General features: G+C 31.8%; 17 protein-coding genes. 5 read left to right on the forward strand and 12 right to left on the reverse strand.

From position 1 onward, the window contains the following. Window positions 1-55 precede the first annotated feature (55 nt). Genes B5D15_RS00180 through recD2 form a run of 3 tightly spaced genes read right to left on the reverse strand, consistent with a single transcriptional unit; the run spans window position 56 to window position 4,611 of the window. On the reverse strand, window positions 56-778 hold the full coding sequence (locus B5D15_RS00180; RefSeq protein WP_078695082.1) for a ComF family protein: 723 nt from the start codon (window positions 776-778) through the stop codon (window positions 56-58). Next, window positions 751-2,379 carry a hypothetical protein gene (locus B5D15_RS00185; RefSeq protein ID WP_078695083.1) on the reverse strand — a complete coding sequence of 543 codons (1,629 nt, stop codon included), beginning with the start codon at window positions 2,377-2,379 and terminating at the stop codon, window positions 751-753. Before B5D15_RS00185 ends, B5D15_RS00180 begins: the two co-directional genes overlap by 28 nt. Window positions 2,380-2,391: 12 nt before the next feature. Then, window positions 2,392-4,611 carry an SF1B family DNA helicase RecD2 gene (recD2, locus tag B5D15_RS00190; protein WP_078695084.1) on the reverse strand — a complete coding sequence of 740 codons (2,220 nt, stop codon included), beginning with the start codon at window positions 4,609-4,611 and terminating at the stop codon, window positions 2,392-2,394. 288 nt (window positions 4,612-4,899) lie between these two features. Between recD2 and B5D15_RS00195 the strand changes: the two genes are divergently transcribed. After that, window positions 4,900-6,159: an MFS transporter gene (locus B5D15_RS00195; protein ID WP_179122129.1), complete on the forward strand. Its 1,260-nt coding sequence runs from the start codon at window positions 4,900-4,902 to the stop codon at window positions 6,157-6,159. A gap of 115 nt (window positions 6,160-6,274) precedes the next feature. Next, complete coding sequence (locus tag B5D15_RS00200) at window positions 6,275-6,469, forward strand: hypothetical protein (protein WP_078695086.1); 195 nt, start codon at window positions 6,275-6,277, stop codon at window positions 6,467-6,469. Between the two features lie 65 nt (window positions 6,470-6,534). Here the strand turns inward: B5D15_RS00200 and B5D15_RS00205 are convergent, their stop codons facing one another. Next, window positions 6,535-7,701, reverse strand: a complete 1,167-nt coding sequence (locus B5D15_RS00205; RefSeq protein ID WP_078695087.1) for a peptidase C69 family protein — start codon at window positions 7,699-7,701, stop codon at window positions 6,535-6,537. A 249-nt stretch (window positions 7,702-7,950) separates the two neighbouring features. Here B5D15_RS00205 and B5D15_RS00210 point away from each other — a divergent pair, with 249 nt between their 5' ends. Next, window positions 7,951-8,478: a sigma-70 family RNA polymerase sigma factor gene (locus B5D15_RS00210; protein ID WP_242948654.1), complete on the forward strand. Its 528-nt coding sequence runs from the start codon at window positions 7,951-7,953 to the stop codon at window positions 8,476-8,478. Further along, the gene (locus tag B5D15_RS00215; protein ID WP_078695089.1) at window positions 8,471-10,510 is read left to right on the forward strand and encodes a beta-propeller domain-containing protein; all 2,040 of its coding nucleotides are present in this window, start codon (window positions 8,471-8,473) and stop codon (window positions 10,508-10,510) included. Before B5D15_RS00210 ends, B5D15_RS00215 begins: the two co-directional genes overlap by 8 nt. 102 nt (window positions 10,511-10,612) lie before the next feature. On the opposite strand, the gene B5D15_RS00220 is transcribed toward B5D15_RS00215, so the two are convergent. The 8 genes from B5D15_RS00220 to B5D15_RS00255 all read right to left on the reverse strand — a co-directional run bounded on the left by B5D15_RS00220 (window position 10,613) and on the right by B5D15_RS00255 (window position 17,390). Continuing rightward, a complete protein-coding gene (locus B5D15_RS00220; RefSeq protein ID WP_078695090.1) occupies window positions 10,613-10,810 on the reverse strand; it encodes a DUF1858 domain-containing protein in 198 nt (65 codons plus the stop codon). 55 nt (window positions 10,811-10,865) lie between these two features. Further along, a complete protein-coding gene (hepT, locus tag B5D15_RS00225) occupies window positions 10,866-11,300 on the reverse strand; it encodes a type VII toxin-antitoxin system HepT family RNase toxin (protein WP_078695091.1) in 435 nt (144 codons plus the stop codon). 1 nt (window position 11,301) lies between these two features. Further along, complete coding sequence (mntA, locus tag B5D15_RS00230) at window positions 11,302-11,742, reverse strand: type VII toxin-antitoxin system MntA family adenylyltransferase antitoxin (protein WP_078695092.1); 441 nt, start codon at window positions 11,740-11,742, stop codon at window positions 11,302-11,304. A 69-nt stretch (window positions 11,743-11,811) separates the two neighbouring features. Continuing rightward, window positions 11,812-12,336 carry a 2'-5' RNA ligase family protein gene (locus tag B5D15_RS00235; RefSeq protein WP_078695093.1) on the reverse strand — a complete coding sequence of 175 codons (525 nt, stop codon included), beginning with the start codon at window positions 12,334-12,336 and terminating at the stop codon, window positions 11,812-11,814. A gap of 11 nt (window positions 12,337-12,347) precedes the next feature. Further along, the gene (locus B5D15_RS00240; protein WP_078695094.1) at window positions 12,348-14,267 is read right to left on the reverse strand and encodes an NAD(+) synthase; all 1,920 of its coding nucleotides are present in this window, start codon (window positions 14,265-14,267) and stop codon (window positions 12,348-12,350) included. A 328-nt stretch (window positions 14,268-14,595) separates the two neighbouring features. Beyond that, window positions 14,596-15,324 carry an SIMPL domain-containing protein gene (locus tag B5D15_RS00245; RefSeq protein WP_078695095.1) on the reverse strand — a complete coding sequence of 243 codons (729 nt, stop codon included), beginning with the start codon at window positions 15,322-15,324 and terminating at the stop codon, window positions 14,596-14,598. A 75-nt stretch (window positions 15,325-15,399) separates the two neighbouring features. Further along, complete coding sequence (locus B5D15_RS00250; RefSeq protein ID WP_078695096.1) at window positions 15,400-16,254, reverse strand: DMT family transporter; 855 nt, start codon at window positions 16,252-16,254, stop codon at window positions 15,400-15,402. 215 nt (window positions 16,255-16,469) lie between these two features. Beyond that, complete coding sequence (locus B5D15_RS00255) at window positions 16,470-17,390, reverse strand: D-2-hydroxyacid dehydrogenase (RefSeq protein WP_078695097.1); 921 nt, start codon at window positions 17,388-17,390, stop codon at window positions 16,470-16,472. Between the two features lie 220 nt (window positions 17,391-17,610). On the opposite strand from B5D15_RS00255, the gene B5D15_RS00260 reads away from it, so the two are divergent. Next, on the forward strand, window positions 17,611-18,252 hold the full coding sequence (locus B5D15_RS00260; RefSeq protein WP_078695098.1) for a lysoplasmalogenase: 642 nt from the start codon (window positions 17,611-17,613) through the stop codon (window positions 18,250-18,252). Window position 18,253 lies beyond the last annotated feature (1 nt).

Below are 18,253 nucleotides of genomic sequence, written 5' to 3' on the forward strand. Positions count from 1 at the left end.
CGTTTCGCCTGCGACTGGCATCGACTTTCAACCACAGACCTGATAGTTTAAATTTTTAACATATACTCGATTTTGCAAAGGATGCAGCAATAACTTTTACAGCACCCTTTTCCTTGAGAGCCTTTGCACAAAAGCTTACCGTTGCTCCTGTTGTTATTACATCATCCACAAGAAGAACAGTCTTTCCCTTTATATCGGTTTGACAGGCAAAAGCGTCTTTAACATTATACCATCTAACCTTACTATTAAACAATATCTGAGGTTTCGTATCTTTTATCCTTTTCAGTATATCCTTTACAGGTTTTCCTGTTATATTTGAAAGTTCAATTGCAATAAGCTTTGAATGGTTGTAACCTCTTTTTTTATCCCTTTTTTTCGTCGAAGGAACAAAGGTTATAAAATCATAGTGTACATCATTTTTATATAGTATATCATATATCATATGAGCCATTGTTACTGCTAAATCCCTGTTATCGCCATATTTTAACTTGTGTATCATATTTCTAACAAGCCCTTCATATAAACAGACAGAGTATGCTTCATCATAGCATCCTTCAAAATCTTTGCAGTACTTACAGGGCATTAAATCTATAATACTTCCGCACCTTCTGCACTGCAAATCTATTAGCTTTATCTGTCCTTTGCACGTAGAGCAAAGATAATATTTATCATCAGATATTATTTTTTTACATACAGTACAATAAGAAGCTCTGGGAAATATGATATCAATAAAGCACTCAAATAAAAATGCTATCTTTTCAAATATCCTCTCTCCCAAGATAGTTTGTTCATGTTTCTTATCTGAGACTTTGCTAAAGACATCCTCTCAGTTTCATTTGAAGCAACAAATATAACCTCCCCTGTTTTTTTGTCTGTGCTGCTCGATGCTGCAGCACACATATTTATCAGAGTTTCACAATCGTATACCTTATCATCGCTGTTTATAACTATAACATTAACATCGCTGCTTAAATTTATAACATCTTTAAAATCCGATGATATAAGTATTTTAATTTCCTTTCTTTTTAACTTTAATATGGCTTCCTTATACCTTTTAGTTGAGATATCAATTAAAGTATCCTCATATCTTTCATAAAATAATAAATAATTATAGACCTTATCTAATGTATTTTCATCAGGAACAAAGAGAATAATACCTGTATCCTCTCTAAGCGATAGATTTATAATATCAACTGCCAAAGGCGGAAGATAAAATTCCTCTCCCTTTATAAATCTTGATAGAACTATTCTTGGCTCAGGGATAGGATTTTTGGTTTTAAGAACAGGCAGTGAAATAATAATAGGACTTGAAAAACCATATTTATCCTTTGAAACAAAGCTTGTAATTATTACAAACTTTCCCCTCTCTTTTACTGCTCTTTTGCACATCTTCTCTGCATCCTCTATATTTTCATCTATAAAGGAAAACCTTCTGTCGAATATAACAACATCAAAGGACTTGTAAAAAGGTGTATTATTATTTATTGAATCAACAACCAAATCCTCATCTAAAAGCCTGTAGTTTATACTTCCTGAAAAACCTATATTAATATCTCTTATGCTGCTTTCAAAGGCTTTAGCTGCTCTTTGTATTTCAAAGGGTGAAGCTGTATAAAGTATCCTCCCCCCGCTTTTTATAACCTCTGCAGCTCCTGCAGCTATTCCTTCATACTCAAAGGAATTAGGGGCACAATGAAGTATGGCATAGTCCTTTTTTGATTTGATAAACGCTGAAAACTCATCCGAAAAATCTTTTAAAGGTTTTGTAAGATTTATCTTTTTATATACTGCTTTTTTTATGCTCTTTAGATTATAATTATCCGCAGCATACAAAAGTATATCATCCTCTAAAAACCCAAACCTGCAACTTTTACAGGGTTCCTTTTGACAAAAAGAGCAGTTTTTAACATACTTTATTGTTCTAACCGCTGGTATCATTTTAATTCTTCTTTCACAGTATAGAGCCTGAACACAGTCTATTATTTCTTCTGTATTTAAATTAATAAAGCTTTTTAAATTTATAAGCTGTCTTATGCTTATCATCCTGCCCTTTATATACTGCTCAACTGTTGAAAGTAAGTTTTTATCAATTCTGCCCTGAGAATCAATTTCCTTTTTTATTTTATTAATATTAAACTTTTTCAGGGAATTGTTTATTAAAAAGTCTTGAGATGGAATGAGTTTCCCTATTATCCCTGAAACACCGTAAATGCTTTTTAAAATTTTCTCTGCAGTTTCAATAGGTATATTTGGCGTTATCACTGTTAAGGAAGTTATTTTTCTCGTATCCTTTAGGATTTTATAGTCCACATCGGGATTTAAAGACATATCGTATATATATTCTTCCTTTTGTTTTGCTTTATATATAACAACTTCCATATTAAGCACATCCTATCTTATAGCATTTACCATCGCTAATATTCTTTTTTTAAGGCCTGTATACCTTTGTGCTATTGTGTTGTTGTTTATCATGTTTGAAAGGGCTGCCCTTACCCCTACAAGTACAACTAATTTTTTAGCCCTTGTAACTCCAGTATATATAAGATTGCGCGTCAGCAGCATAGGCGGTCCGAAAAATACTGGGATTATTACCACAGGAAATTCACATCCCTGACTTTTATGAATAGTTACAGCATAAGCCATTTCAAGCTCGTCTAAATTTGAAAAGTCATAAACAACCCTTTTATCATCATCGAATATTACAGTAAGATTTTGATTTTCGCTGTCCACACTCTCAACAAATCCAATATCTCCATTAAAAATTCCCATGCCACTTTCAGATTCATTAGATATGCTCTGCCATTTGAGGCTGTAGTTGTTTTTAATCTGCATAACCTTATCCCCAACCCTGAAGGTAAAATCCCTGAACTGTTTTTCACCTTTTTTGCTTGACTTTGGATTTAAAACCTCCTGAAGCTTAATATTAAGGTTATATATTCCCACTTCTCCCTTTCTTGTTGGAGATAAAACCTGTATATCCCTCATTGGATCAAAACCTTCTTTAAAGGATGGAATCCTCGAATCTACAAGCCTTACAATTTCCTCAACCATATCCTGTGAATTTCCCTTTTGTATAAAGAAAAAATCCTTTTCCCTGTCGTTTAATATAGGCATATCTCCGCTGTTAATTCTGTGGGCATTTACTGCTATAAGGCTCTCATCTGCCTGCCTGTATATTCTATTAAGTCTTACAACGCTTATAGCATGGCTGTCTATTATATCCCTTAAAACATTTCCAGGACCTACAGATGGGAGCTGATCGACATCTCCAACCATTATAAGCCGGCACCCTTGGGGCATTGCCTTTAAAAGAGAGTTCATTAAAAGTATATCAACCATAGAAGCTTCATCTATTATTACAGCATCGCACTCTAAGGGGTCAGCCTCATCCTTTGTAAATACAGGGAAACTATCCTCAGAGGTATATTCCATTTCAAGAAGACGATGAATAGTTTTAGCTTCATACCCAGTTGCCTCGGTAATTCTCTTAGAAGCCCTTCCCGTTGGCGCTGCAAGTACAACTTCCATTCCTCTTTTTTTAAATATTTCTATAATGCACTTTATTATTGTAGTCTTACCTGTGCCCGGCCCTCCAGTTATAATACATACCCCATTTTTAACGGATTCTATAACTGCCTCTTTCTGCTCTGTTGCAAACTCTATATTATTTAATTTTTCATACTCTTTAATATCATCTTCAATATCTTTAAAATCCTCCCCTATCTTTTGAAGAGAAAACTCAACAAGCCTTCTTGCAACACCAAGCTCTGAATAAAACAGGGAAGATAAATAAACAGCTGTTTCCCCCTCTATATCATCACAAATAACCTGTTTTGAGGTCATAAGGGATATAAGAGCCTCTTCAATTATTTCAATGGGAACATTTAATAGTTTTACACACTCATCGTAAAGTGTCAGCTTAGGCAGATATACATGTCCATTTGCTATGCATCCTGATAATATATACTTTATACCAGCCATTATTCTATAGGTTGAATTTAAATCCACCCCAAGATTTCTTGCTATTCTATCAGCAGTTTTAAAACCTATTCCGCTTATATCATCGCACAGCTTGTAAGGATTTTCTTTTATTATATTAAAGGTTTCTTTTCCATATCTTTTATATATTTTCAAACCATAGGTTACTGATATACCATAGCTTTGCAGGGAAACTAAAACCTCTCTAAGTTCCCTCTGTTCTTTAAAGGCCTCTGCTATTGATTGAGCCCTCTTTTCACCTATTCCTTCAATTTCTGTAAGCCTTCCCGGGTTCATCTCTATTATATCGAGGGAATCCATTCCAAACTTTTCTACTATCCTTTTTGCAGTTGCAGGTCCAATGCCTTTTATAAGACCACTCGATAGATATTTTTCAACTCCCTCCAATGTTGCAGGCATAATTTCTTCAAAGCTCTCAACCTTAAGCTGCTGTCCAAAGGTCTTATGTATTGTCCACTCGCCGCAGAATTTTGCCTTCTGCCCTTCACTTAAAAAAGGCATGTAGCCCACAACCGAATCCGTGTCCCTTCCATGCTTTACCTTAGCCACTGTATATCCATTCTCATCGTTTCTATATACTATGCTTACAACTGTACCTTCTATTTCAATCATAGCCTATCTCCCTTAATGCTGCCTTTTGCAGCAAATCTTTTGTCTCAATTATAATTTTAGTAAAGTGATAGAAAGTTTACAAGCAATAAAATAATTTAATATAATTTCGCAAATTCATATTAGAATTTGATATGAAATTTCATACTATTATGATTTTACCATTATATTCCTTAATATATTCACAGCTAATATTATTTTTTGAACTTTTTATAAAGCTTTTCTTTTTATTTTGTAATTAAATTTTAAAATGATATAATAACCTTGGGTGGATTTAAAGGGGGTTTTATTTTGAATAAATTAAAGGATGAAAGTTTGAACATAAGACTTAATAATATAAATGGTGCACTTCAAATAATAGCTGTAAATCTTGTTACTTCCTTTGCAGGACTTTTTGTAAAACGTCTTAATGCCAGCGATTATTTAGTTTCAATGCTTAATTCTCTTCCAGCAGCATTCAGCATACTTGGAATACTTCTGAGCACACCTTTAATACTTTCATGTAAGAACAAGAAAAAGGTAACTTCATTATCTTATTTAATTACAAGAAGTTTTTATATACTTATGGCACTGGTTCCATTTCTTCCTGATGGATATAGGGCAGCAGCCTTCGTTTTATTATATGGCGCAATGAACTTTTCTGGCTCCATCGCAACATTTTTCTGGCAGTCCTTCTTTGCAGACATTTTCTCACCATCTAAACGTTCAAAAGTTTTATCCCAAAGAAGCAGCATATCAACTATTATAGGAACAGCAGTTACTTTAACAGCCGGAATTCTTCTTCATAAGCTTTCAAATTCCAAAAATCAGCTAATACACTATTATCAGATAGTTTTTATAATTGCCTTTGTAATAGGTATATTTGAAGTCCTATCCTTATATTTTCACAGGGATAATAAAAAAGGAAACTTTGCAGAGGTTAAGAGTGAAAATGAAAGAATCAATTTTAAAATGTTAAAAAGTATGCTTAAAGAAAAGCCCTATATGCTTTATATGATATGCGTTATAATATTCCATTTTACTTGGCAGATGGGATGGCCTCTGTTTTTAACCTATGAAGTAGATTATCTTCATACAAATGAGATGTGGGCAGGAATAATATCAACGGTTAACGGAATTTGCATGACCATTGGATATATATTTTGGAGAAAGTTTTCTGACAAGAAGGGAAACGCCATATCTTTAGCCCTTTCAGCCTTTGGTGCAGGGCTTTGTCCTCTGTTTTACTCATTTTCAACACACATAATACATGTTGCATATTTTACAGGAATTATAGGGTTTGCCTTCTCTGGCGTACAGCTTCTTTTAATAAATTCACTATATGAAGTATCTCCAAGGGAAAACAGAACATCCTACATCGCACTTTATAATCTTTGCATAAATCTTACCCTTATTGTTGCACCCTTTATAGGAATGTATATATACAGGCTTACTGACATAAAAACAGCGCTTTTAATTGTGGCAGGCGGAAGGTTCTTCTCATCCTTTTTGTTTCTTTTAAGAAGGAATTATGTAAAAAGCAGCCTTAATCTTACATGCGAAAAAGTTTGAAAAAGGGGGACGGTTACTTATTTTGTTTAATTATCTTAACAAACCTATTGAAGACCTTATAAATTCCGATAAATATTTTGTAATGTAATAAACAAGCATGAAGGTGAATTAAAATATGATACAAAATGTAGTTTCTACTTTTAGTTCGAGCAATTTAACGGTGAGCAATATAATAAAGGCTAACTCTCCCGACTTGAAACAGATTGGAAGCATTTTTTATCTTCAGCCTGAAGGAATACAATTTTTAGGTACCACTGCTTATATAACACAGTATGTTTACATCGGTAAATATTTAAATGCGTTAGCATAACATTGAGTAAAACTTTAAATCAAAAAAAATTTTTGCCGCCTATTCTGGCGGCAAGTTTTATTATTCTAACTCCATGCAAATTTCATAATCTCTATTTTTTCATCATCAGTTTTTGCTTCCTTTGATATTTGCACAAGTCTTCTCTCCAAATCATCTCGGTTTTTTATAAATTCAGCTTTGTCTATTTTCCCAATTTCTACTTCTTTTATTCTTTCTCTTTGCTTTTTCCAATAGTCTACAGCCCTATCTAAATCCTTTTCGTAAAAGAATGAATCGCTTTCAACAAACCATAAAGGCTTATAAGTAGAAAGGCATGGCAGGGATGAACCTGTAGCCCATATATTTATTTCTCCGTTGATAAGCTCTACTATCATACTTCCTGTAGTCTCGCTTGAAACTATACTTTTTTGATGCATGCAGATGTTTTTCATAGATCCATTAAAAATGCTGCCCTCTCCTTCATGATGCCTTAAAATGTTTTTAAAATCTTCAACTGTAATTTTACCCTTTTTTTGGTTTAAAAATGAATATGTTATATTTCGTCTTAAATCACCCTTTGCTATCCTTGCAATAATCTTATTTTCATGCTTATCTTTAAAATTATATTTTTCTCTACCTATTATATTTTTATATTCAAAGGTATCCCCGAGGTCGCTGCTTAACATATCATAATCATCGGTTATGCTCAATGAATTAGAAATGCTGTCAAAATCCTCGATTTTCTTGATAGCCCAAAGCCTGTCCGCAGTTTCTATTTTATAGGCCGACTTAAAATCCGCGATGATATAGCTGTTGTGATATCTCAAATCTTTTTTATATCCGCACTTTCCGCCCTGTCCATAGTTTTTTATAAAACATACAATATTTTTCAGTGCCTCAATCGCAGTTTTACTTCTTTCAAGGGCAAGCCTTAGTATGTCCATCCCTAAAAGGGATTCTTTACCCTGATTTTCCTTTGTAAATACTGCTTCATTACCTATTACAACTCCATATTCATTAACCCCCATTTCAGCTCCCCAAATACAGGAGGGTTTAAATAAAATACAGTCATAGGTTTCATTGGCCTGTGGAATTTCAATGTATGTGCATTTAACTCTTTTACCTTTTTCGTGTTTTTCTCCCTTAACTCTTATAACAACATGGGGCTCATCCTTTTCTCTATCGCTGTTTTTTCCAAAAATAACAGCCCCATTTTTAGTTGAATTGCTTAGTGCAACCAATGTATCGCACATAAAACCCACCTCTATGATATTTAAACTTTTTAAACTACAAAATATTATACCATAATTTTCTATTAAAATATATTCGTAAAACATAAATTATTAAACTGACTTTAAAAGCGTAATCCATATAAAGATTAATAACTGCTTACTATTCTATAACTTGTACTAATTGTATTTAAAATATAAACAATAATTAACTGTCCCTCTATGCAACGTTTTAAAATTAGTATTCGTCTAATAGGTAAAGGAGGGGTAAAATTGGCTGATCAGCAAAATAACGATGCTAAAGCAGAAAAAATAGAAAAGTTAATTGATAATTATGGCAATGACGTTTTAAGGATGTGCTATGTCTATACTAAAGATTTTGCTGCTGCACAGGATTTATTTCAGGAAGTTTTTATTAAAGTTTTTAAAAATATCGATGGTTTTAGAGGGGAATGCAGTGAGAAAACATGGATTATTCAAATAGCTATAAATACCTGCAGGGATTATCTTAAAAGCTCATGGATTAAAAGAATTGTATCTTTTAATTTCGAAAGAGAAACTATTACAAATATTGAAAAAAGCGTAATAGAAAACATAGAAAAAAAAGAGGTAATAAATTCAATTTTAAATCTTCCGAGCAAGTTAAAGGAAGTAGTCCTCCTATATTACTATTTTGGTTATAACAGCGTTGAAATATCTAAAATAATTGGAATATCAGAATCATCGGTTAGAAGCAGGCTAATGAGGGCAAGGGAGTATCTTAAAAAATATTTTATAGAAGGAGGCTTTATATATGAATGAAGACAAAGATAAGCTAAATTTAAGTGATCTTGATAAAATAAATGTAAGCCATGAGTTAAAGCATAAAACAATCAATAGATGTTTATATAACAGAAAAATTAAAAAGCCTATATTAACTAAAGCTGCTATTGCCTTTGCTTTAGTCTTTGTCTTTATTTTCAGCACAACATCAATTTTAGCAAACAAATCAAAAACTCTTGAAAGCTCAAGTGATTATTCTATGGAAAGGCTGAAAAGCAAAGAACAATTGATAAGTATGCTTAATGAAATATATAAAGATAGAAAATATGCAGGAGAGGATTTAAACTTTGGTGTGCAGATGAAATCGGAATCGTCTAATAGAAGCGGTCATTCAAATACTAATGTTCAGGTTGAAGGAATAGATGAGGCAGATATTATAAAAACCGACGGTAAATATATATATTCAATAAATCAGTTTAAAAACGAGATTATTGTTATTAAAGCAGATAAAAAGGCTGAAGTAATTAATAGATTTAACCCTAAGGATTTCATTGAGGGTAAGGAAGCATCTGAATATCAAAAGGATTATCAAAGAGAAATATATGTAAGAGAAATGTTTTTATATGAAAAAAGAAGCAAAAAATATCTTGTTGTTATGTCTTCAGTTAATAGATATAAGAATACAAATAATTCTCAAGGCAATCCTGAACTTCAGCCATTTACAAGGGATTCAAAGGTAAGCATTATGCCCATAAGGTTTGGTATATATTCTACTTTAGTTTCAATTATAGATATAACTAATCCTCAATATTTTAAGCCGATAAAGCAGTTTGAGGTTTCAGGAAACTTAATGAGCAGCAGGGTAAAGAATAACATGTTTTATATGGTAACAAACAAATGGACAGATTTCTATTTCTACAGGCAGGAAAAAAGTGATGATATTTTACCCTTCTATATTGAATATGGCGATAATATAGTTAAGAAAAAAATCAGCCCTGAAAATATAATGTATAACAAAAACAATATAGATTCTAATTTTACAATAATATCTGAAATAAATCTTGATGAACTTGATATATTTAATGAGGCTATTCTTGGAAATTTTGATAATATGTATATGTCAAAGGACAGCCTTTATTTAACATCAATGAGAGGAGAAGAAATTAAAAAAGGAACTGACAATCAAAGCGATGCTTCTGTATCTTATTATAAAAACAAAACGATTATATATAAGTTCGAATTAAAAAATAAAGTAAATTATGTATCCTTTGCTGAGGCAGATGGCCTTATTATAAATCAATTCTCGATGGATGAATATAAAGGATATTTCAGGATTGCGACAACTGAAGATATCTATTCAGAAAACAAAGTAAATACAACCAATAGCTTATATGTATTCGATAAAAACATGAAATTAGCAGGAAGCCTTAAGGATATTGCCCCTTCAGAGAGAATTTATTCAACTAGGTTTGATAAGGATAAACTTTATATGGTAACCTTTAAACAGGTAGACCCCCTCTTTGTAATAGATTTAAAAAACCCAAAAGAGCCTAAAATTTTAGGCCTCTTAAAAATCCCCGGATACAGCACCTATCTTCACCCTATAGATTCAAAAAATATTTTAGGATTTGGTATGGATACAGGAAATATCGATGAAAGAGTTATAAACAAAGGAATGAAAATAGCACTTTTTGATATCTCTGATTTATCAAGCCCAAAGGAGAAGGCAAATATTGAAATAGGAGGAAAGGGAACATTTTCAGAGTCACTATATAATCACAAGGCTCTTACAGTATACGATAATCTTTATGCCTTTGATTTATTTGAAACTAAAGACGATGACTCATATATGCCTTCCTTTAGAGGTTTAGTCCTCCTTGAAATAAAGGATGACAGTATAAAAGTAAAATGCAGAATATCCCATAGTGATTTAACAAATCAGGAGGATTATTACACTGATTACGGCTACAGGGCAGTATTTATAGACAATTATATGTATGTGCTATCGAACGTAGGTATAAGCGTTGTAAACTTAGATGATATGAATATTGTTCAAAAAGAAAAAATATAATTTTTAAGGCAGCTCCTACTTATAGGCAGCTGCCTTTTTTAAGCATTAGATAACATCACTATAATGAATAAAAAAATTTTTAAAACATTTTTTATAGAAAAATTAATTTATACTGCTATTCAATTTATAAATCATTTCATCGATATTTATTTTATAAAGCTTTGATATATTTTCAATTGAGTCAAACAAATGATTGCATAGCAGGCATTTTCCAATCAAAACATCATATTCTTTAAAAATCTTTTCTGTTTTGGGATATTTTTCAACAATATCAAGAACTATCATGTCTTGCGTTATCATAATTATCAACCTCTCAAATTAATGAATAAATTATGGGAATTTTATATACATACAATTACTGCTCTGTATTTTTTATATAATCTGATGTTATTTTCATAAATCTTTCAATATCGCTTATATTATTCTTAATTATATCATATACTAATTCATCCTCTAATTCCCAATACATATGTACAAGTTTATTTCTGAATTTTGCCATTTTCTTTAAATTTTTCGAAAAATTTTCATCAATAATTCCTATACTGTATAATATTTCAAAAACATCCGAATAAGTTTCAGGAAGTGGAATGTCTTTATTAAATTGTTCTATTGAAATTATCCTGCTGCCTATATTAATACACGTTTCTATTGAAAGCTGAAGATATCTTTCGGCAGCTGCCTTTACCATATCATCAGCTAAATATTCTTCAAGTCTGTATGCAGATATTTTCTTTATCATGTCTAAATATTTTTTTAAAAATCTTAACTGAGCAATAAGCTTTTCGTCCATTTCACTCCCCCACTTTCTTTAAAAATTCAAAGTTCAAAGAGTCACGCATAGGTTTAATATCAAGATAATTCATTATTATCATTGTTTCATAATCAATCAGTTTCTGCTTATCATAATAATATAATATTTCCTTATCTTTTATTACTCCATATTGCATACTTAAAGGAGCATTATTTAAACAAATTAAATCTATTTCATCAGTCTTAAGACACCTTGATATATCTTCAAATACTTCTTCCTCTATCATATTCGACATATATTCATACTGTATGTTAATTAAAATAGCAATATCAATATCACTTAAAGGATTTACTGTTCTTTTATGTACTGAACCAAAAAGATATGCCGCATCTATTTTATCCCCATATTTATCAAATATTTTCTTTAATTGAGCAATATTTGAATATACAAAATTAAAATCAACCTTCTTATACCTTATCATAAATATCACCACAAAATATTATTTATTTTAATACTATCATTGTGAATTTTTTTTGTCTATGCTGAAATTTTATTCTAACGGAATTACAAGTTCTAATATTGAATCTTCATTTTCATCGATGATTTCCACACAGACTTCATTTACAATAGTTTTAAATGAATTAATAATGTCTTTAGTCTCATCAATCGCTTTTTTAAAATCATCGTCGTTATCAAAACATCCAATAGTCATATGAGGCAAAAAAGTATTTCCCTTTAACCACTGGGGATAATAATTTTCTAAAATTCCTTTATACAGTCTTTTATGTAATTCAATGATATAATCCCTTCCTTCTTCTATATTAAGAAACAGATATTTACCAAAAGAATTGACAGGTTCAATTCCTTTTAAAACAATTTCAAACTTAGAAATTCCACTAACACTATATAAAATATGCTCTCTTAAATCATCTGAAGAAATATCACTTTCAAATGGGAAAACGAGAGTTATATGGGGTTTAACATGACTTGCAAGAGGATCATATTTTTTTCTGATATTATCTATAATTTCTCCATTTTCAAATTTGGGGAAAACCATAATACATCTTCTTAACATCAATATCCCCCTTAAAACTCCCCAAGCCACGCATCAAAAGAAGCGTCGCTTGGCATTCTCCAATCCCCCCTTGGAGACAGGCTTATAGTTCCAACCTTAGGTCCATCTGGTATACAGGAGCGTTTAAACTGCTGAGTGAAAAATCTTCTATAAAATAGCTTTAACCACTTTTCGATTTCTTCCTTTGAATATTTATCTTTAAATGCAATACCTGCTATATATAATATTTTCTGCGGGGATGCTCCATATTTTATAAAGTGGTATAGGAAAAAGTCGTGAAGTTCATAGGGCCCTATTATATCCTCTGTTTTTTGAGTTATTTTACCCTCATTCCCAGGAAGCAGTTCAGGGCTTACAGGTGTGTTTAATATATCGATTAATATTTTACCAGCCTTATCCTCCATCTCTCTTTCTGCAACATATCCTACAAGATATCTTACAAGGGTTTTAGGAACGCTGCAGTTTACAGCATACATGGACATATGATCTCCATTATAGGTGCTCCAGCCGAGGGCAACCTCGGATAAATCCCCAGTTCCTACAACAAGTCCTCCCTCCTTATTTGCAATATCCATAAGTATCTGGGTTCTCTCCCTCGCCTGAACGTTCTCATAGGTTACATCAAGTATTTCAGCATCATGTCCTATATCCCTAAAGTGAAGTAGACAGGCATCCTTTATGTTTATCTCCCTTAAATCCGTTCCAATGCATCTGCAAAGCTCAATCGTATTATTATAAGTTCTGTCCGTTGTTCCAAAGCCTGGCATTGTAATAGTTATAATATCCTTTAAAGGATAGTTTAAAAGTTTAAAAGTTTTAACTGCAACAAGAAGAGCAAGAGTTGAATCAAGTCCTCCTGAAACTCCAATGACAAGCTTTTTAAGATTTGTATGCTCTATCCTCTTTGCAAGACCTGCAGTCTGAATATTGAATATCTCTTTGCATCTTTCATCCCTGTCAGCTGCGTTCGAAGGTACAAAGGGATGAGCATCAACATATCTTAAAAGGTTTCTTTTTTCTTTAATCTCCATATCAAAATCAACTTTTCTATAGGGCTTTGAAAGTTTATTTGAATCTTTAAAGGTAAGGTTTTTTCTTCTTTCCGCAAAAAGTCTTTGAACATCTATGTCCTGTATTATAATTTCGCTGTCCCTTTCAAACCTTTCATTTTCCTTTAAAATGCTTCCATTCTCTCCAATTAAAAGATGGCCGCTAAAGACCATATCCGTTGTTGATTCATGCACCCCCGAAGAGGAATAAATATAGCTGCAAAGAAGCCTTCCGCTTTGCTGCTTTACAAGTTCTCTTCTGTAAGAAGCCTTATTTATAAGTTCGTTGCTTGCAGAAAGGTTAACAATAATACTTGCACCATTTAGTGCTGCATAGGACGATGGAGGAATTGGCGCCCAGAGATCTTCACATACTTCTGCACCTATGCACATCTGAGGCATTCTTCTATTTTGAAATACAACGCTGCCAAAGGGAACATAATTACCTAATATGTAAATATCTGTAATATTTGTATCATCAATGGATGAAAACCATCTCTTTTCATAATACTCGCCATAATTTGGTATATACGTTTTAGGAACAACTCCAAGTATATTCCCTTTAAAAATTCCAACTGCGCAGTTAAATAAAAAGTGATTAATAGATAAAGGTGCACCAATAAATATAATCATATTCATATCCTTTGAATACTCTAATATATCCTTTAATCCATTTAAGCTCTCATCTAAAAGAGCATCCTGACCAAATAAATCCCCACAGGTATAGCCGCTTATAGAAAGCTCAGGAAAAACCAATATATCAGTTTCATTTTCATATGCCCTATATATAGCTTTTTTCATTTCATTAACATTATATTTTACATCTGCAACTTTAAGTTTAGGGCAGGAAGCTGCAGCTCTAATAAATCCGTAATTTTCCATATAACATCCTTCCTTCGTTTAACTTTAACAATATAATAGCATAAAATACAATAAATGCGCCACAAACTTAAAAGGCTGTATTACACATCTTAAATTTTTCATACCTCAAGCATCTATGGACAGTTACTTATTTAATCGAATTAGCAGCAGATGTCGCCATTTCTATAAACAGCTAATACATGTTGCATAATTAACAAAAATTATCCCTTGCACATTTGTAACTTTGGGCAATAAAAGTATTAACAATAAAGCACTATCTCATGGGGCTTAAAATAGTTCACAGGTAAAAAAAGTACCCGCTTTACCGTGGGTACTTTTTGTTTTTAGTTTAATCTATATCAAATTCGCAGTTTACAACAGCAGTGATTTCTTTATCTATAGATGAAGTATCAAATATACCTGCATCAGAAACCTCCGTTGAATAAGGGGGAGTTATTTGAAAAACTCCCATTCTCGATGCTCTAAGTTTTCCTACTTTAACGTTTGTATTTTTAGCGATTTGCTCTGCACGAAGCATTGCATCCTTTGTTGCAAGCCCAAGCATCTCAACTTTCAAATCAGCAATTTTTGTATAATAGTATTGCGGTGGATAAGACTCAAACTGCACTCCTTGATTTATAAGCTCCGTTGATTCTCTTGAAATCTTTGTTACTAAATCCACATCATTTAATTTGATTTCAACATTTTGTGTAAGGGTATATCCTTCAATTTTATTTCCAATCATACCATTAGGAAGTATTTCGTTTTTAACGGATGTAAATATAGAAGAGAACACCAAATCCTTTTCTGCTATTCCTTTTGATAAAAGATACTTTCTTACTTTTTCATTGTTTTCCTTAAGCATAGCATATGCCTCATTTAAACTTGGGGAATAAGCTGAAAAAGCTCCCGTCCATTTAGCAAGGTCTGATTTTATCTGCTTTTTTGCAGAACCTGTAATCGTTATAGTGTTTTTTCCTGATTTTATATTTTTGATTCCATTAGATATAAAAGCTGAAGAAACAACTATTGCAGCAGAAATTATTACAGCAATTAAAATGTTATACTTTTCTTTCATAAAAGTCCCCCTAACTAATCTTTATAATATAATTCTATCATATCAAAAAATAAAATAGTTAAAAATTGGTTAAAGTTATTTATTAGATTTAACTGTAGAATAAAATACAGTGCCTAAAATAATTATTCCGCCTAAAATCTCTCTAAAAGATGGTATTTCTCTTAATAATACAGCAGCAAATATAATGCCGTATACTGGTTCGAGGCTTGATATTATACCTGCTGTCTGGGTTTTTACATCTTTAAGACCGCTTATAAAAAGAGAATGAGCAATTCCAGTAAAAACTGTACCTAAAAGTATAAGAAGCAATATATCTTTTATCATAAAAGACTGCCTTTGAAAAAATAAAAACGGCAAAAGAACAATCGTTGCTGAAAGCTGTTCATAAAAAGCTATAACGAGACTGTTATATTCTTTTACATACTTTCTGTTTAATATTGAAAGTATTGCATAGGTTATTCCTGACGCTATTCCCCAGAGTGCACCTAAAGTTATGTTGTTGCTTAACTGAAATTTAGGTACTACCAAAACTACCCCGATAAATGTAATAAAAGCCGTTAGTACATCTTTAAATTGTATTTTTTCTTTTAAAAAACATGGTTCAAGAAATGTAACGAATACAGGGAATGTAGAAAACGTGATAAGTCCAATTGCTACTGTTGATATTTGAATTGATTTGAAAAAAGTGCTCCAATGAACTGCCAATATTATACCCATTATAATCAAATATGTATAATCTTTTCTGCTTTTTAATTTTATATCCTTTTTTAAATAGAGCATTATAACCAAAATAAAAATACTCGAAAAGAAAACGCGTCCAAGGACTATTATCATAGGCGGATATGACAGCGATTTGCCAAAAAGTCCTGCTAAGCCAAACATAAAAACAGCTGCATGTATTTTTATCAGGCTTTTATTTTTTTTATACATAAAATCCCCCCGCTTTTTATTACCCTATCAAAGCCAATTATTATACATTGATGACTTACGTTGTTTAAATTTCCATTTAGAAAAGTTATATTAATAAATCATCCTTAATAATATGAATCAATTTATTTTTTTATTACTACATTAAAGTTTACCAAGTAAAAACAAAACTTACAAGAGCTGTTAAAGCATGATTTTGCCTTAACAGCTCTAATATTTTAAAACAATCCTTTTCTATTAAAAAAATCATCAATAATATCAACCACCTCAAGCCCAATCCTTTTTTGGGCCTCAACAGTTGAAGCGCCTATATGAGGAGTTACTGAAACCTTTGGATGGTTTATAAGCTGCTCATTTTTTGTAGGTTCCTCTTCAAAAACATCTATTCCAGCGCCTGCGATTTTATTATTGTTAAGAGCATCAAGGAGGGCATTCTCATCTACCACTCCTCCTCTTGCACAATTTATTAAAAATGCAGTATCTTTCATAAGGGAAAGCTCCCTTTCTCCTATAACATTTCTTTTATCATTGCTGTAGGGTATATGAAGGGATACATAATCGGATTTTTTAAGAACATCATCAAAACTGCAGTATTCATATTCATCATATCCATCAGCTTTTCCCAAAATATCATAATAAATAACATCCATTCCTAAGCTATAAGCTCTCTTTGCAACTTCCCTTGCTATCCTTCCAAACCCAATAAGTCCAAGGGTTTTGCCAAACAGCTCGACTCCTTCATATTTTTTCTTTTCCCACTTATTATCCCTCATAGTAACGTTTGAAATATGAAGAAATCTGCTTACAGCAAACATATGGGACAAGGTAAGTTCTGCAACGGAGATGCTGCTTGCTGTTGGAGTATTTCTAACTTCAATTCCACTTTCCTTTGCATATTCCACATCTATATTATCTACTCCAACCCCTCCCCTTATTATAAGTTTCAGCCTTTTACTTTCAAGAGCTTTATCAATCAAAGGTTTTCTAACCTTTGTGGCTGATCTTACAACAAGAACATCAACATTCCTGATAATATCAAGCAATTCTTCTTTTTCACATTCTAAAACATCATAACCCTTATCTGAGAGTATTTTTACAGCGATATCATCAAGTCCATCAGATATCAGAACCCTTATCATCTTAAATTCCCCCTTTTAACAGCATTTTGCATCTATATGATTTGATTTGTATAAATATAAATTAGAGATATTTTAACACGTTAAAGTGCTAATATCAACTGTTTTTATATAATTTTATCAGTTAATATCAATCGCCATATTTGTAATTATTTTGTAACTTATTAAGTATTAAAGTTATAATATAATTATTATGGAAAAATAAGTTTGGGGTGTGTAAAATATGGATATACTGGTTTTTTTGATTTTTATCCTCAACTTTATATGGGACTTAATCAACGTATTAAAAGGCTGTAAAAAAGAAAGATATCTGTCAAAATCCCTGCTCATGCCTTTGCTGCTTATTTTTTATATTCTCAATTCAAAAAATATAAACTACTTCGTCGTTGCTGCACTTTCAGCAGGATTTTTAGGAGATGTTTTTCTATTAAAGGATAAACTATATTCGTTTATAATTGGAGGAGCATCATTTTTGCTTGGGCACATCTTTTATATTATTGCCTATATAAGTGTTTTATCAGGAAATCTAAAAGCATCTCCTATGTGGATTTTATTGATAATGCCCTATATACTATACGGAATATACGCCTATAAAGTTATAGGAAAAGGTATGGGAAATTTAAAAGCAGCTGCTCTCCCATACATCATCGTTATTCTGTTTTCAAGTTTTACATGTTTATTAGTGGTTTTATCTATAAAACACAGCTTTATATTATCCTTTTTAGGTACGCTATTATTTATAGCATCCGATTCTATCCTCGGATACAGCATATTTATATCTAAAAAGAAATACTCAGATTTTATAGTTATGCTTACCTATGTTTTGGCTCAGACTTTCATAGTCTTTGGATTTTTAGGAATATAAA

This window comes from Caloramator quimbayensis, assembly GCF_900167605.1.
GTDB lineage: Bacteria > Bacillota > Clostridia > Clostridiales > Caloramatoraceae > Caloramator_B > Caloramator_B quimbayensis.

Coding starts and splice junctions, on each gene's coding strand:
- B5D15_RS00245 (WP_078695095.1), bottom strand. CDS start 15,324: ATGAAAGAAAAGTATAACATTTTAATTGCTGTAATAATTTCTGCTGCA.
- B5D15_RS00235 (WP_078695093.1), bottom strand. CDS start 12,336: ATGTTAAGAAGATGTATTATGGTTTTCCCCAAATTTGAAAATGGAGAA.
- B5D15_RS00260 (WP_078695098.1), top strand. CDS start 17,611: ATGGATATACTGGTTTTTTTGATTTTTATCCTCAACTTTATATGGGAC.
- B5D15_RS00205 (WP_078695087.1), bottom strand. CDS start 7,701: ATGTGCGATACATTGGTTGCACTAAGCAATTCAACTAAAAATGGGGCT.
- B5D15_RS00240 (WP_078695094.1), bottom strand. CDS start 14,267: ATGGAAAATTACGGATTTATTAGAGCTGCAGCTTCCTGCCCTAAACTT.
- B5D15_RS00255 (WP_078695097.1), bottom strand. CDS start 17,390: ATGATAAGGGTTCTGATATCTGATGGACTTGATGATATCGCTGTAAAA.
- B5D15_RS00250 (WP_078695096.1), bottom strand. CDS start 16,254: ATGTATAAAAAAAATAAAAGCCTGATAAAAATACATGCAGCTGTTTTT.
- hepT (WP_078695091.1), bottom strand. CDS start 11,300: ATGGACGAAAAGCTTATTGCTCAGTTAAGATTTTTAAAAAAATATTTA.
- B5D15_RS00200 (WP_078695086.1), top strand. CDS start 6,275: ATGATACAAAATGTAGTTTCTACTTTTAGTTCGAGCAATTTAACGGTG.
- B5D15_RS00185 (WP_078695083.1), bottom strand. CDS start 2,379: ATGGAAGTTGTTATATATAAAGCAAAACAAAAGGAAGAATATATATAC.
- recD2 (WP_078695084.1), bottom strand. CDS start 4,611: ATGATTGAAATAGAAGGTACAGTTGTAAGCATAGTATATAGAAACGAT.
- mntA (WP_078695092.1), bottom strand. CDS start 11,742: ATGATAAGGTATAAGAAGGTTGATTTTAATTTTGTATATTCAAATATT.
- B5D15_RS00215 (WP_078695089.1), top strand. CDS start 8,471: ATGAATGAAGACAAAGATAAGCTAAATTTAAGTGATCTTGATAAAATA.
- B5D15_RS00220 (WP_078695090.1), bottom strand. CDS start 10,810: ATGATAACGCAAGACATGATAGTTCTTGATATTGTTGAAAAATATCCC.